Raw genomic sequence first — 15,568 nt, 5'->3', positions numbered from 1 at the left:
TAACGCTAAAACATTTTATTCTTAAAAACAAGAGCGAGCCGAATGGCTCGCTCTCGCTTGTAAAACCTAGGGTAGATTCAGATTAATCTTCATCGCCTTGGAGTAAATTCAATACAAAGGTGTTAGAGGTTACACCACCAGCAGTGATAACAATTTGATTTGGGCCTGCTCTGAGGTTTAATTTCTTCTTGTTGCCTTTAGCTGTGATTGACTCATTAGATTGACCACTTACGCGAGCAGTTATATCTTGACCATTGATTGTTACTCTAGCACCTGATGTACCAAAGCCAGTACCATTGATAAAGAGTTGTTTGCCACGTGTGTCAAATGCTGCACCATTGATTTGTACTGCTGTTTGAACGGTAACATTGAAGGATGTAGTAGCACTTAAACCACCTTGGTCAGTTACGTTTACAGTAATACGTCCACCTTGAGCATCAGTTAAAGCTGGAGCAATGCGGATAACGCCAGTGCCGTTGCCATTATCTGAAAGTGTTGCAAAAGCAAGAGGTGAAGTGATGGATAATCTTAAAGCATCACCTGGTGTGTCATTAGCTGTTACATTAACAGTGATGACTTGACCTTGTCTTACAGTTTGGTCGCCGATGTTAGCGATTGTTGGAGCAATGTTACGAGCTCTTACTGTAACTACAAAGGAAGTGGTTGAGAATAAACCGATAGAATCGGTAGCTGTTAAGGTACAAGTGTTTGTGCCTACATCAGCATCTGTTGGAGCGATAGATAATGTTGTTCCACTGACGGAAACAAAGCTATCTTTGTCGCATTTTCTGGTTATGGTTACTGCATCGCCTTCTCTATCATTAACTTGTAGGTTAACGGTTTGAGTTCTACCAGCTTCAAGGCTTACATTAGCAATTGGAGCAATGGTTGGAGCAGAGTTTGGATTGACAACTAATGTAAAGTAATCACGTCCGATTAATGGTAAACGTCCACCTGGGCCGCTTGTGCCAGCATCAGTGCTTTGTACAGCAATGCGTGCTCTTAATTGACCTGGGCCGTTGTTTACGCCTGCACCGTTGTTACGTGTATCGATTACAACGTTAGCAGTGTTATTGCCATTGTCCATAATACGTACAAAGGATGGAGGAGCTTCACCATTTGGAGGAGGTACTAAGCTAAAGCTTAATGTGTTACCTGGGATGTCAACATCAGCACCAGTTACTGGGATGGATCTCATTTGACCAGAAGTTAAGATAACTTTACGGCCTTGACCCATTGGCGCACCTAAATCAGTACGGTTAATACGAATAATAGGAGCATGGTTGAGTACGGATGTAATGTTACCATCGATATATAAACCACCATTGATTGAGAGGTGGACAACATCTGGAACTAAGTTATTGAATCCAACAAAGTTACCTGTAGTACAAGCAACAAATGTATCGCCACCATTAATTCTTGGTGTTAATGTTCCAACTGTATTTAGAGTAAATTCTCTAATACGCATTGGACGAGATACACGCATTGTGCCAGCAGTTTGATTACCTACTAAGTAGATAGCTGAACGATAGTTGACTGGTTGAGTGTTAGTAATTGGGCCAACAACGTTTTGTAATATGTTAAATGAACCAGTGACAACTAAGTCTGGAGAACCATCTGCTTGGAAGTCAGATACTGATAGGGTGTAGTTAGCACCACCAACACCTGCACCGCCAAAACCTGCTGTTAAACCGACTAAAGCACCATTAGGGCCAACATTACCACCGCGACCTGTTACTAAGCCTGGGCCACCTTGGGTTGAATCTAAAGCCATGTTAGCACCGTTAACGGCATTGCCTCCACCGGTAGTAACAGTGTCATCAAATAAGGAAATAGGAGGTTGAACAACAAATTGGCCTGGAGCATCTGGACGATTTAAGAGTAATGTAACTGTTGGAACTGGTTGGCCTGGAACACCTAAAACGCCTGCACCGCCTCTTGTGCTGTTAACTGCGAAATCAGGGAAACCGTCATTGTTGAAGTCAACAACGCGACGAATTGGAGTGGTATCTAATACTGCTAAACCACCAACAATTGAAAGACCAGAATTTGGTACATTGAGTAATGAACCTGTTGGGATTAAACGGCCATCGCCTTGACCTAATAGGACAGAAACGATTGATTGATTACCAACTGTTTGGTTTGGAGCAGCACCGCTATTGAGTACCATTACGTCCATGTTATCGTCGTCGTTTACGTCAGCGATAGCAGCAGAAACTGGTACAAAACCGCCTGTTTCACGAATTTGTGGAGTTAAGAAGAAGTTTGTTCCATCATTGAGAGCGACTGCGGCTAAGTTGTTGAGGTAGTCAACATATACTAAGTCTGTAGCTCTACCAGTGTTTCTAAAGTCACCACTGAGAATATTGGTTGCACCAGAGGTAGCAACGAATTGACGGAATAAACCATTTTGGTTAGAGAATCTACCTGTACCATCATTTAAGCCAACAATGATTTGACCAGCACCATTGGTATTTTGTGGGGTAGCAACGTCTGTAATAGCAATATCATTGAGACCTGTTAAAGCATCAACGAAAGAGGTTGCAGCAGTTGGACGGATATCTCTATTTGTAAAGATGTCTCTTAATGTAATGGATCCCAAGGTTGGGTTAGCATTAGCAGAAAGGTTTAATAATACAAATACTGTACCTGAGCGTTGTTCCATTACTGCGATGTCATTTAAGCCACCAGTGCCATCAAAGTCAGCAGCTAAAGAAACAGCAGTAAATAGTCTTAAACCAACAGGATTAAATCCATTAGGTAAACCACCTTGGCTATCTAGGTAGATAACACCACCAGGTGCGCCAGCACCAGCAAAACCATCTGCAATAGCAATATCTTCAATACCATCGTCTAAAAGTAAATTGACAACGTCAGAAGCTACTGCACAGGTATTTAGAGGTGCGCCAAAGAAGGAAGCAACGTTTTCACCTAAGTTAGTGAAAGAACCATTGCCATTACCTTGTAAGAATACAACACCAAAAATATCAGCAACTAAAAGGTCTGCATTGTTATCGCCATCAAAGTTAGCTAATGTACCAGATATTGGGTTAGCACCTGCTACAGAAGTACGTGCAGTTTGATAACCAACATTACCAGCATTAGCAACATAAGTGGTGGTTGTACCAGAACCGAAGTTAAGTACGTTTAAGTCTTGAACGTTGTCACCATTGACATCGCCTGGGAAGAATGCGATTGGAGCAGCACCAGCAGGTAATAGGAATGATGGGGTTTGAGCTCCACCATTAGCTAAGTCGCCGTCAAAACCGCGGAAACCTAAAGCTGGGTCTGTACCTAAATTTTCATAAATTTCTAAACCAGAGGTGGTAGCAATACCGATATCAAAATCTGTATCAACTGCACCGCCAACTGCTGGGAAAGGAAGATTGCTTTGGAAAGCATTAACGCATCTGTTAGCTGGTAAAAATTGTTGAACGTTAGCAGCAACATCACCTAGTGTAAAAATGCTGGAAGAAGCAATGGTAAGACCATTGGTGCTTACAAATGTATCAACACAACCACCTAAGCCAGCGATTAAAAATGAGCTAGCAACAACGACATCTGGTACTGCGTCATCATCAATACGCTCAATTGCGATAGATACTGGTACAGCGGTACCACCACTACCAACACTACCTGGAGTACTAGCACTAACGGTGACTATCAAGTTGCCAGTATCGAAAATTTGATAACCGGTAAGGTCTGCAACTGCTACTTCGTCTACACCATCAAGGTCTACGTCAGCAACAGCAAGACTCTTTGGTACTGCACGGGTTAATGTGCTAGCTGGTAAACCAAATGTACCATCGCCAGCACCTGTAAATAAGGTGATTCTTCCTACGTTAGCATCTGGGGAAGGAATTGGTGGTGAATTGAGGTTAAAAATATTTGTATCATCAGAAACGGTAATTATATCGTTGATACCATCGCCATCAAAATCACCAATACCTACATCAACAGCATTAAAAGAAGTAGAAGCAAGTCTGTTATTTGCTAATCTACCATTACCAACACCTGTAAGTGTATTTAAGGTTAGGTTAGTAGCAGCACCTGTAACGCCTAGGTTGGTTAAGCCTGGCACAATACGAATAATGGAATTTCTATTATTGCTATTAGCGCCCCCAAAAGCAAAGTCTTGAGCTAAGATAGGGGTAATAGCAGAAGCAATCAACATGATTGCAAATAAAAGTAGCGTAAAGCCCTTTCTCATTGTTTCCTCCTCGAAGAATTAAAAGACAAATTGTGAACCTGTTGTCGCATTATTAATAATGCGCAAATTACTCCGCTAAATGTTTGTTTTTATTACGAAATTAATTCACTGATAAATAAGCTGTACACTGCTGCTTGCTGCAATACCTAACATTTCACTTTGTGCATACAGCGAAAGATTTAAACTCTTTTGTGTTAGTTCACGAGATTCTATTTTCTCATTAGTGTCAACTAGGAATGTCTCTAGTTTATTATCAACTAACACGTAAACTTTTTGTCCACCAGAATTAAAGGCGGCACCTGTTAAAGCTTGATTAAATTCTATATTAGTAATAACCGATAAATTACTCAGATTTACCACCGCAATATGGCCTGGTTTTTGAATATGACCTGGTTTTTGAATATGGCCTGGCTTTTGGATAAAAAGTCTTCCTGTTTGTATATTTACTTGTAAAGATATGGCTAATTCTTTAGCTATATCTTTATCATTTTCTGCTAAATTTAGAATAGTTTTCTTAAAAACTAAATTCGCACTAGCAATGTCATAAGCAGAAAGTTGACCTAGATCTGAAGAAACTAAATAGACCTTAGTTCCTAATTCATCAAAAGCTAGTTTGGAACCATATCCAATTACCTCGCGTTTTGGCAAGCGAATGCGCCTTTCAAATTGCAACTGCCCATCTAAGGCTAGGGTATATACTAATATAAAGTATTGTCCATTTTGTTGATGAATAAGGGCTAACCGACTATTTTGTTGATCATAAGTAAAACTTTCAATACGGTTATTTTCCCCTAAAGCACCTTCTAAAACGATCTGCTTACTGCTAATAATTTGTCCTGAAGTGGTAGAAAAAACAAATATGTTTGTTTTATTAGAGTAAATTCCATAACTTCCATCAGCACTTAAACTAATTTCATCTGGGAGAATTTGCTCATCTTCTGTAACAGGAACTCTAAAAGCTAAATTAACTTGTCTATCTCTAGCAAAAGAGCCATCAGCGTTAATAGGGACAATAATAAAATCAACTTCATCTGGTAAATTAGATAAAGCACTAATAAACAAAACATCATTGTTGCTAATAGTTAATTTTGTTGGAGTAACAAGGCTAAAATTTAATGTATCTAGTCTATCAATAACTTCACCTGTTAAGGTATTAAAGCTATAGACTGAATGACCTGTAGCACCATCTTGCTCTTTGAATGTAGCTACTAGCCCTTTACCACCATCTCTTGTAAAAACAACATTATTTTTTTCTGAAAGTTCGCCTGGAATAGAAACTGTTGTGTTAGCACTAGTTATACTCTCTTGATTAGCTACTTTGCTAGCACTAACGGAATTTGTATTAGTATTAGTCCAGATAACACAATTAATCAGGATTAAGCTGATTATTAATGTTATTAATTGGCTAATACGCTTTTTCATTTTAGTAACCCTATAGTGGAACTTTACCAATGTTATAAAGAGATTTTTTTGATTTGTTTAGATTGTGATTAAAGTTTTGTTTGATTAAGGCTATTGCATTTACTATTCCAAAGCTATTGAAAACAGATCTTTTTTTCCATGAAAATCGCTATTTTGTTGCAAATAAAAAAGATATTTATACATATGGATTTGGTAAACTATTTCTATCACTATGACACTAATGCTTTAATCGAACATATAGTAATCAAATTTATGTTGCAAATTGTTTCCACTGCAAACTAACTATCCACTAATAGATAAATTATTACCAGCAAGATATAAATTTTTTATTTTTCTAGCCCAAGTTGCAACATTTTTAGTTTTAGCCCTCGCCTAGAAAGCCCAAGTTCTTTAGCAGCACGAGAAATATTGTACTCAGTTCTAATTAAGGTTTCCTCAATTAATTGTTTTTCTAATTGATCAGTAGCTTCTTTTAAGGTGTGGTTAGAGCTATCTTTTGACCAGTTTGGATTTATTGGATTTATTGGATTTATTGGATTTATTGGATTTACTGGATTTATCGGATTTATCGGATTTATTGGATTTATTGAACTAACAGGTGCTTTTATTTCTATAGGACTAATTACAGGTGTTCTGACAATTTCTGGAGACAAATCTTTAGGAGTAAGTAAATTAGACTCTCCAGAATAAGCAACCATTCTTTCAATCTCTGCTCTCAATTGCCTAATATTGCCGGGCCAGTTGTAATTGCCAAAGTAGTACATAACATCAGGAGAGAAAGAAAGCTCTTTTCTTCCTGAACGATTGGCAAAATGCTGTAAATAATGGTTGGCAAGTAGAGGAATTTCTTCTTTTCTTTCTCTTAAAGGAGGAATATGAAGACGAATAATATTTAATCTAAACAATAAGTCCTCGCGAAACCGCCCTTCTTCAACAGCTTTTTCTAGTAAAGCATTAGTTGCTGTTAAAACACGAACATCTACTTTTATAGGTTTGGTTTCTCCAAGAGGCTGTATTTCGCCAGCCTCTAAAAATCTTAGTAATTTAGGTTGTGATTCTAGGCTAAGATCTCCAATTTCATCTAAAAATAATGTTCCACCATCAGCAGCACGAATAATTCCTTGATAATTGCTAGTAGCACCAGTAAAGGCTCCCCGACGATGCCCAAATAGTTGGCTTTCGATTAAGTCTTTTGGTGTAGCAGTACAATTAAAAGGTAAGAATATTGCGTCTCTACGTGAAGATTCTGCATGCACAGCACGAGCAATTAATTCTTTTCCTGTACCTGATTCGCCAGTTATTAAAACTGTTGTATCACTAGAACGAATTTTCTTAATTCGTTCTACTACATCTTGCATAGCAGGACTAGAATAAATAAAGCCTGGAATAAGAGTATGTACCCTAACTTTTTCCTGTTCTTGAACCAAAGTAGAACGAGTCAAAGCACGTAGAGAACAATTTTCTAAAGCTAGTTCTGCCTGCTTAAATAGAGGTTTAAGCCGAGCTAAATCTAAGCGAGCATTGCTTTTTGGTTCTAAATAAAGGCAAAATCGAGTATTTACATGATCTTCTAAAATATAAATATGAGAAGCACCTAAAGTAGTTTTACCAAAATCAATAATTCGCTTAATTTCTGGAATTAAGGAGAGAACTTCCTTTTGTTGGCAACCTATTGTAACAATGGCTACTAATTGGCTTTGGCTGTTGTCAAAAATTACTAAACTTTGCAAGTCAAAATTTTCATAAATAATTGTAGCTAATTCTTTTAAGAGCAAGTCACGAGAATTAGCAGCCTCTATTAAGCGTTGCATAAGCAACATATCCCGGTTTAAGTTTAATTCTACTTTGTTTCTGATTTTTGGGGCCTCTCCACGTTGTAGGGCCAACAACATTTCATTAGCTCGTTTAACCGTTGGCATTGCACCAAGAGCCACCAACTTATCTCTAGCAGCAACTAAATTATCTTTACTTGGGATACTTTCTCCTATTTGCATATAAAGTAATCCTAACTCTAATTTACTTACGGCTAATTCATAATTGTTATTAATGGACGCAAAGATATTGATACTGGCAGAAATATGTTGTTTTGCTTCTTCAAATTCTTCACGTATTAAAGATAATTTTCCGGCTAGACGTTGGGCCCATCCACTAGCTGAAAGATCTGGGTCATGTTTACCTTTTAGGTTTTCTTTAGCTAGTTCTAAATATTCTTCTGCTTGTTCATAATTATTTTGGGCAAAGTGATGCTCAGCTAATGCTAATTGTGTTAAGCATACCTCATATAAACTACCGATACGCGTTGCTAATTGTAAGGCAGTTCTAAGAGCTTGAGAAGCTTTGTCTGGACGATCATTAGCAATATATAAAAGTCCTAAAACCCTTTGTGCATAGGCTTCAGCCCATTTATCTCCATCTGTTAGTATTCCTAAAGCAGAAAGTAGTGCCTCTTCAGCTTTTTCATACTCACCTTGTAAAAACCTTAGTTCTCCAAGTGTAATTAGTGTTAGCCAAGTGTTTTCCCTATCACCTAATTTACGAGCTAGTTCTAAACCTCTATTTAGATTTTCTGCTGCTTCATTCCAACGACCACCATATAATAAATTATTGCCTAAGTTATTGTAAGCACGGGCTAAATAGCTATTTTGTCCACTTAGAGTAAACTCTTTTACTGCTTTAACTAAATATTCTGTAGCTTCGTCTCTTTTACCATAATCTACATAAATTGCTCCTAAATTCATTGCAATTAGCCCAAGTAAACTAGAATCAGTTAAACCTTCAGCATAAGCTTGGGCTTTTAGATAATTGGCTTTTGCACCCTCAAGATCACCTTCTTTATAATTTACTAGCCCTAAATCTATATGAATACGCGCTAAAAGCCTAGAATCTTCTGAATAACGTAAGTCTTCTAGGGCTTTTAATAAGTAGCTTCTAGCTAAATTAGACTCATTAATTTCTACATAAACATAGCCTAACGCATAATGAATAGCTCCTAAACCTTCTAAATCTCCTAAACCAACATAAATAGTTCTAGCCTCATTAAAACGTGCTAAAGCTTTTGCATAATTAGATATACGACTATAACCCCAACCTAAACGCAACTTAACTTTTGCTTGTAGTTTTGGTGATAATGGATTGCGAAATAAACTATCTTCATATATTGAAACTGTATTTAGTGCATCATCATAACTGCTAAGCCCTTCATATGCTTCACCTAAATAACACCTTATCTGTGCTTGTAATTCATTACTTAGACCAGGATAATTAAGTAATTTTTGAAAAATTTTAACAGCTTCTAAATTTTCACTTATTCGTAAAGCATTTTGTCCTAGTGAAAGCAATTGTGTCACAGTAGCATTTAGGCTTATATCATTACTATCATTGTTAGCTCTAGAGGTTAAATTATCACTAATAATATTTACTATATTTCCACTAGTTGTAACTTTTATTGGGCTATCAAAAGTATTAAAAGAGTTAAGATTGTTAGATTTATCTGTTAAACTTGTAAGAAATTCAGAAGTACTTTCTTGAGCTAAACTGTTAATATCATAATTACTTGCAATATTGCCATTGTCACCATTAAGGGGTACTATGATAGAGTTAGTTTCCAAATCACTAATATTTTCTATCATACTGTTTCTTTGTAAAGAGTTATCTACTACTTCATCCTGCATTAAATTATTTTCTGATAGTAATTCCCTGATAGTGACATGACTAATTTGGTTTACAATTCCTTGTTTAACGGCTGCTAAGGCGAGTTTTTGAGGTGTCCAGGTATTAAAAGATAAGCCTAAATCTTTTGGGGACTGGTAATAAAGCTTAAAGATAGCTTTAATTTGCTGGTCAGTAAAACGATTTTTTGGCCCTCGTTTAAGGATTTCTATCCCGTTAAGACCGTCTTGATTAAAGCGTCTGATCCATTTTTTTAAGTTGTCAGGATGAAAACCCAGTTCTTGACCAATTTCGATTGCGGTTTTTCCCTCACAAGAAAGCAGTATTACCCGCGCACGTCGGGATTTTTCCTCATCCTGAGAATTAAGCCATTCTGTTAAAGTTTTCTTCTCAAACTCTGTTAACTTTCTAGCGTGTAAAGGTAAGGTCATAAAATAAGTATGATCAAAATAGTTTAATAAGCAAGATAGTTATAGTTTAAGATTTCCTAACTGTCAATCCAAATAATAAAATTACTATCACAGTAGGATAGTAATTCTTTCTGCAAAAAGAAAAGGCCAACAAAACTTAAACTATTTTGTTAGCCTTTTAATAAAAAAACTATTTGAATTTACTTATTTAATTAATCCATCTAAAGGACTACTTGCACTAGCATAAAGTTTACGTGGCATCCGACCAGCTAAATAAGCTAGACGGCCTGCTTGAATACCTAGTTTCATAGCTTCAGCCATAGCTCCAACATCTTTAGCACTTGCTATAGCTGTATTTAATAAAACCGCATCCATCCCCATTTCCATTGCAATAGCAACGTCTGAAGCCGTTCCAACTCCAGCATCTACAATAATTGGAACGGATGTAATCATTTCTCTTAGTATCCGCATAGTAGTAAAATTTTGTATTCCTAAGCCTGATCCTATTGGCGCAGCTAAAGGCATAATGGCTGCGGCTCCAGCATCTATTAATTTTCTAGCTGTAACTAAATCATCATTAAAATAAGGTAAAACTATAAAACCTTCTTTGCTAAGTGCTTTAGTTGCTGCTACTAAGCCTTCATTATCTGGAAAAAGTGTTTTTTCATCTCCTATTACTTCTAATTTTACCCAAGGAGTGTCTAAAACTTCTCGCGCTAAATGTGCAGTACGAATTGCCTCTTCAGCCGTGTAACAAGCGGCTGTATTGGGAAGTAGCATAAACTTTTTTAAGTCAATATAATCTAGTAAAGACTCTTGGCTACGATCACTGATATTTACTCTACGAACAGCTACAGTAACTATCTCTGCTCCAGAACGATTATGAGCTTCTACCATTGCTTCATTACTAGGATATTTTCCTGTACCGATCATTAAACGAGAATTAAATTCTCGTCCTGCTATCACTAACTTATCGCTTTTAACCATAAATTACTAAATAAAATCCTTTAAGATAAATAAGTCATTAATCGCTTAAAAACTTGTTTTTAACCACCGCCAACAAAATGAACTATTTCCAACTGATCCCCATCCTTAAGCATTATCTCTGCCCAGTCTTTACGACGCGCTACAGTTTTGTTTAGCTCTAAGGCTACTCTTTCTTGCTTAAGTTCTAACCTGTCAATAAGTTGTTTTAAGGATATATTTTCAGAAATTTCTTTTTTTTCACCATTAAGAACAATTTGCATAACTTTGCTGTAATTAAGTAAATTTAACTAAGTGATTTAATGACGACGAATTAAATGTTTAACTTCTGCTTCTCCATAGTCAGAAGTAGATTGAATTACTATAGCAGCACTTCCCGCAGTAAATTGCGGCAAGGTGACAGGCATAATAGCTACACCATCTGGGCCAGTACGTCCAGAGTATATTTGAGGCTTAAAGGCTGTGCCTATAACTTTTACAATTACAGGAATATTTGCTAAAGCCTGCATATTAGCTAAAGAAACTTCTACTTGTAGCAATACAGCCTCGCCTGCATAAAAATCTTTTGCCCCACGTAAATTTATTTCTACTTTTTCTTCCTGTGAATCAGTTTGTAAATAATCAAAAATTATTTTATCTAAATCAAATTCTGCAAATAATGGCTGGGTATTGCTTTTACTAACAACCTGTTCCACATTATTGTTAATAGTAGGAATACTTGGTATTGGCACTTCAAAATTTTTATTTACTACTTGATTAGGTATTTGTGGGCTTGGTATAGTGGGAATTGGCATAGGTGGAGCAACTGGAAAAGAAGGTGCTTTAGGTGTTTCGGCTATCGCATCTTCATCAGCAGATTTTTGCTTACTAAGCTTTTCTACGAGTTCTTGTATTCGTCCCGCTTTTATTACAGCCAAAATGGTGCGATGCTGTTTTTCTAGCATGCTTTGCAATTGTTGTTCAGTTAAACCACCTTGTAATTCTTTTGCATAAGAAGTGCGTTTTGCAGCTAGTATTGCTCCTCTGACATATACAAGAGATAAAATGATTGGATTTGCATCTCCCTTATCTTCTGTTTGAACGTGATAAGTTGTTCCATCATAAGAAACATCCGTGTTAAATCCAGTAATCATTAGGCTTCCTTACCTTACAATGCTAACTTTTTTATTCTTATAATTTATTTTTGAAGACAAGATTTAATTTTGCAAAATCTACTAAACCAAGATAGGTATATTTTGCAGAGAGAATAACATAAATAGTTACTAATGTTAATAACTACAGCAAATAAAATTCCCTTTCCAAAAATAAATTTAGTAAGATTAATTTATCGATCACAAAGGGAGAAAATTGCAAATATTTTTATCTTGACATATACTTGAACAAGCAAAAATTTCTAATAACTCCTAAATAATGTTGTCTTTAGACATTTAAATTAATATAACTTATGTCGTTTGTCAGATTTCTAATTAAGGATATCACCCTATATGGAACAAACCACTAAGCGTTCAAAAATTCTTTATACTGTTTTGACCGTGTTATTAACGGTTAGCGTTGTACCTGTTTTAATAATTGGATATCATCTTATTGACTTAAATAAAACTACGTTAAGTCAAAAAGAAAGAAATATCCAAACCCTTCGTGTTATTGATAAAGCTAAACAAATAACGCTTTATATTCATGCATATAGGGATCAAATAGGTGCTTTTGCTCGTTCGCTGGAAATTGCTGGTGGGGTAAATGTTTTAGAACAAACTGTATCAGATGAAGCTAAAGTCCAAAGAGAGTCTAAAGTAAAAGAGGCTATAAACACAGATAAAAACCTTTGCACTTTAATGCTTTCTCCACTAGATAAAAGCAAAATTAATTACGCAATTTATGGGGTAGATCCTAATCAAATTAGCAATGAAGAGCTTAAGCCATTAGTTACAGATGTTTTTGACTTTATGAGTCAAAATAAAGACCTAGATTATTACATTGGTACACCTAAGCTAATAAAATCTAGCAATATTTCTGCCATTGTCCTTGCCGCGCCAATTAGCAACACAAACCCAGAAAATAACCAGCAAATGGTAGAAGGTTTTGTTTTAGCAATAGTTAATTTAGAGCCTGTATTTAGTTTTATTACTAATAATAGTGGTGGGCTTCAAGAAACTAGTGCTTTACTTAAAAATGGTGGAACAATATTTTTTGTAGTTGATAATAGTGGTCGAATAGTTGCACACCCTGATCAACAAATGGTTTTTACTGATAACAAATCAAATCTTAAGATAGTAGATGATTGGCTAGAGTCAAACTTTAAAGCAACTATTTCAACTCCCTTTGAACTTACAGAAAACGGAAAGCAAATTCCTATGCTTGGCACCTACCACACAGCAGAAATAGCTGCTGGTAAAGAGCTAGGTGTAATAGCAATGATTAATGAAGACGCTGCTTATCCTTCTGTAGGACAAATGACAACCAGAACAGTTTATATAAGTGTTGTAACTATTTTAATTGCATCAATTATTGGAAGCTTTTTAGCTATTCGTCTAGCTTCTCCTATAGAAACATTAGCTATAGGAGCAAAAGCCATTTCTACAGGAGATTTTGCCCGTAGAATTAGAGTTCGTACCCGCAATGAAATAGGACAACTTGCCGACGACTTTAATAAAATGGCTGAACATATTCAGCAATATATTAATGAACTCCGTCGAGCCGCTGAAGAAAACCGTATGCTTTTTATTGGTACGGTTAGAGCATTGGCAGAAGCTATTGATGGTAAAGATACTTATACACGTGGTCATTCTGAACGTGTTATGAAATATTCTGTTTTAATTGCTCAATATATGGATTTAAGCGAAGAAGAAATAGAAGATATTCGTATTGCTGGCATTTTGCATGATGTAGGCAAAATAGGTATTGATGATAAAATCCTAAAGAAACCAGCAGCACTAACAGACGATGAATATAAAATTATGAAACAGCATCCACAAATTGGGGCTAAAATAATGTCAGAAATCCCACAAATGAAGCGTTTTATTCCTGGAATGTTTTACCATCATGAATGTCTTGATGGTAAAGGTTATCCTCTAGGCTTGCGTGGTGATCAAATCCCTCTAATGGCAAGAATTATTTCTGTTGCAGATGTTTTTGATGCGATGACAACTAACCGACCTTATCAACGTGCAATGGACACAGAAGTTGCTGTTGAGAGAATTAGAAGCTTTGTTGGTACTCGTTATGATACTCAAGTAGTAGAAGCTCTTGTAGGTGCCCTACATTCTGGAAAATTAGATGAAGTTTTACAAAGCTATGCTGCTACCCTAGATCCGGTTGCACGCTAACTATTTGGGTTAGCTTAAATTAAGCAATATGTTAGAATGGCAAAATCTTAAAATTTGCTAACCTAAATCAAGCAGATAAAATCAAGTACAGGTAAAAATCATGAGTTTTGACAAGTTGTTAGAACAATTAGTGGAATCTGTTTATGGAGCAAAGGGAGCAGTTTTTTTAGATAGCGATGGTGAAGTTGTACAGATTTACACTCCACCTAAAGGTCTAAAAGAACTAGATTTAATTGGTGCTTATCACGGTATTACCCTCACAACTTGCCGGAAATTTTCTGATGAAGTAGAGATGGGATTAATTGAAGTAATGATTTGCCAATATAAGGATGCAACTTGTATTATCAAGACCCTTAACGAAGGCTATTTTGTCTTACTTGCACTTTCCCCTCAAGGAAATATTGGGCAAGCTATCTATAGCTTAAAAGATGTAGCTAAATCACTAAACGAAGAAATGGGACTTTAGTGATCTGCTTTGATTGACAAAAACAAACTAAATCTATATATCTAACACATTTTCAAATTTCCTTAATGTCATTATTTTTATTAATAATCAAGTACTAACTTTTATACCTAAATATTTTCAACTAGTAGCTTATTGAGGAGAAGTTCTTGTCACCAGCTAATTCCAGTGCATTGGATTTTGATCACAGTAGTCCAGAGCGCGTTACACTAGCTAATAGATTTTCACTAGCACGCCCATTTATTAAATGGGCCGGGGGCAAGCGTCGCCTTTTAGATCAATATAACCTTCTTTTACCAAATCCATCCCAGTTTAATCGTTATTTTGAGCCTTTTCTTGGTGGTGGAGCAGTTTTTTTTCATTTAAGACCATCTAAAGCTTTACTAGCTGACCTTAACCCAGAGCTAATTAATTGCTATAAAATGGTTAAAAACTATCCCGATGAACTAATTGACCATTTAGCAAAACATAAAACTACTGAGCAATATTTCTATAGGCAAAGAGAATTGCTTCCAGAAAATTTAACCTCTATTGAGCGAGCTTCTAGATTTATTTACTTAAATAAAACTTGTTACAATGGTCTTTACCGAGTTAATAAACAAGGTCAATTTAATGTTCCTTATGGTAAATATAAAAAACCTTTAATTTGTGATAAAGAAGTAATTCGTATTGCAAGTGAAGCTTTGCAAAATGTTCAGTTTAGTATTGCAAGCTTTGAAAAAACTGTTTCCCAAGCTCACCCAGGAGATTTTATTTATTTAGACCCTCCTTATGTCCCTACTAGTGTTACAGCCAGTTTTACTAGTTATACTAGCTCTAATTTCACAGAGTCAGACCAAGTTAAGCTAGCAGAAATCGTTCGCATCCTTGATAAAAAGGGCTGTTTATTTATGCTCTCTAATTCAGATACAAAATTAGTTAGAACTCTTTACCAAGGTTTTAAGTTTTTTACTGTCCATTGTCCGCGCTCAATTAATAGCAATCCCTTTGCTCGTGGGCTAGTAACAGAATTAGTAATTAAAAATTATTAATTATACTGTAACTTAAATATTCTAATATTTTAATCTTAAGCCCCAACGGGGCAACA

The 15,568-nt window shown here is 36.0% G+C and carries 9 protein-coding genes; 3 read left to right on the top strand and 6 right to left on the bottom strand.

Features of this window, described 5'->3' with window-relative positions:
* Positions 1–82: 82 nt before the first annotated feature.
* The 6 genes from IPK14_04710 to IPK14_04685 all read right to left on the bottom strand — a co-directional run bounded on the left by IPK14_04710 (position 83) and on the right by IPK14_04685 (position 11,828).
* Positions 83–4,210, bottom strand: coding sequence for a VCBS repeat-containing protein (locus IPK14_04710; GenBank protein MBK7992722.1), 4,128 nt, complete (start codon positions 4,208–4,210; stop codon positions 83–85).
* A gap of 105 nt (positions 4,211–4,315) precedes the next feature.
* Positions 4,316–5,632: a hypothetical protein gene (locus tag IPK14_04705; GenBank protein ID MBK7992721.1), complete on the bottom strand. Its 1,317-nt coding sequence runs from the start codon at positions 5,630–5,632 to the stop codon at positions 4,316–4,318.
* 326 nt (positions 5,633–5,958) lie between these two features.
* On the bottom strand, positions 5,959–9,732 hold the full coding sequence (locus tag IPK14_04700) for a sigma 54-interacting transcriptional regulator (protein ID MBK7992720.1): 3,774 nt from the start codon (positions 9,730–9,732) through the stop codon (positions 5,959–5,961).
* Positions 9,733–9,915: 183 nt separating this feature from the next.
* The gene (locus IPK14_04695) at positions 9,916–10,698 is read right to left on the bottom strand and encodes a thiazole synthase (protein MBK7992719.1); all 783 of its coding nucleotides are present in this window, start codon (positions 10,696–10,698) and stop codon (positions 9,916–9,918) included.
* 59 nt (positions 10,699–10,757) lie between these two features.
* Positions 10,758–10,958 carry a sulfur carrier protein ThiS gene (gene thiS / locus IPK14_04690; GenBank protein ID MBK7992718.1) on the bottom strand — a complete coding sequence of 67 codons (201 nt, stop codon included), beginning with the start codon at positions 10,956–10,958 and terminating at the stop codon, positions 10,758–10,760.
* Positions 10,959–10,994: 36 nt separating this feature from the next.
* Positions 10,995–11,828: a hypothetical protein gene (locus IPK14_04685; protein MBK7992717.1), complete on the bottom strand. Its 834-nt coding sequence runs from the start codon at positions 11,826–11,828 to the stop codon at positions 10,995–10,997.
* Positions 11,829–12,179: 351 nt separating this feature from the next.
* Between IPK14_04685 and IPK14_04680 the strand changes: the two genes are divergently transcribed.
* The 3 genes from IPK14_04680 to IPK14_04670 all read left to right on the top strand — a co-directional run bounded on the left by IPK14_04680 (position 12,180) and on the right by IPK14_04670 (position 15,512).
* Positions 12,180–14,018, top strand: coding sequence for an HD domain-containing protein (locus IPK14_04680; protein MBK7992716.1), 1,839 nt, complete (start codon positions 12,180–12,182; stop codon positions 14,016–14,018).
* A 100-nt stretch (positions 14,019–14,118) separates the two neighbouring features.
* Positions 14,119–14,484, top strand: coding sequence for a hypothetical protein (locus IPK14_04675; protein MBK7992715.1), 366 nt, complete (start codon positions 14,119–14,121; stop codon positions 14,482–14,484).
* Between the two features lie 170 nt (positions 14,485–14,654).
* Entirely contained in the window at positions 14,655–15,512 is an 858-nt protein-coding gene (locus IPK14_04670; protein ID MBK7992714.1) for a DNA adenine methylase, read from the top strand.
* The last annotated feature ends 56 nt before the right edge of the window (positions 15,513–15,568 follow it).

This window comes from Blastocatellia bacterium, assembly GCA_016713405.1.
Classification (GTDB): Bacteria; Acidobacteriota; Blastocatellia; order Chloracidobacteriales; family JADJPF01; genus JADJPF01.
Note: the sequence above shows the minus strand (reverse complement) of the source record. Positions and strands in the feature narration are given on the sequence as shown.

Coding starts and splice junctions, on each gene's coding strand:
- IPK14_04685 (MBK7992717.1), bottom strand. CDS start 11,828: ATGATTACTGGATTTAACACGGATGTTTCTTATGATGGAACAACTTAT.
- IPK14_04710 (MBK7992722.1), bottom strand. CDS start 4,210: ATGAGAAAGGGCTTTACGCTACTTTTATTTGCAATCATGTTGATTGCT.
- thiS (MBK7992718.1), bottom strand. CDS start 10,958: ATGCAAATTGTTCTTAATGGTGAAAAAAAAGAAATTTCTGAAAATATA.
- IPK14_04680 (MBK7992716.1), top strand. CDS start 12,180: ATGGAACAAACCACTAAGCGTTCAAAAATTCTTTATACTGTTTTGACC.
- IPK14_04705 (MBK7992721.1), bottom strand. CDS start 5,632: ATGAAAAAGCGTATTAGCCAATTAATAACATTAATAATCAGCTTAATC.
- IPK14_04695 (MBK7992719.1), bottom strand. CDS start 10,698: ATGGTTAAAAGCGATAAGTTAGTGATAGCAGGACGAGAATTTAATTCT.
- IPK14_04700 (MBK7992720.1), bottom strand. CDS start 9,732: ATGACCTTACCTTTACACGCTAGAAAGTTAACAGAGTTTGAGAAGAAA.
- IPK14_04675 (MBK7992715.1), top strand. CDS start 14,119: ATGAGTTTTGACAAGTTGTTAGAACAATTAGTGGAATCTGTTTATGGA.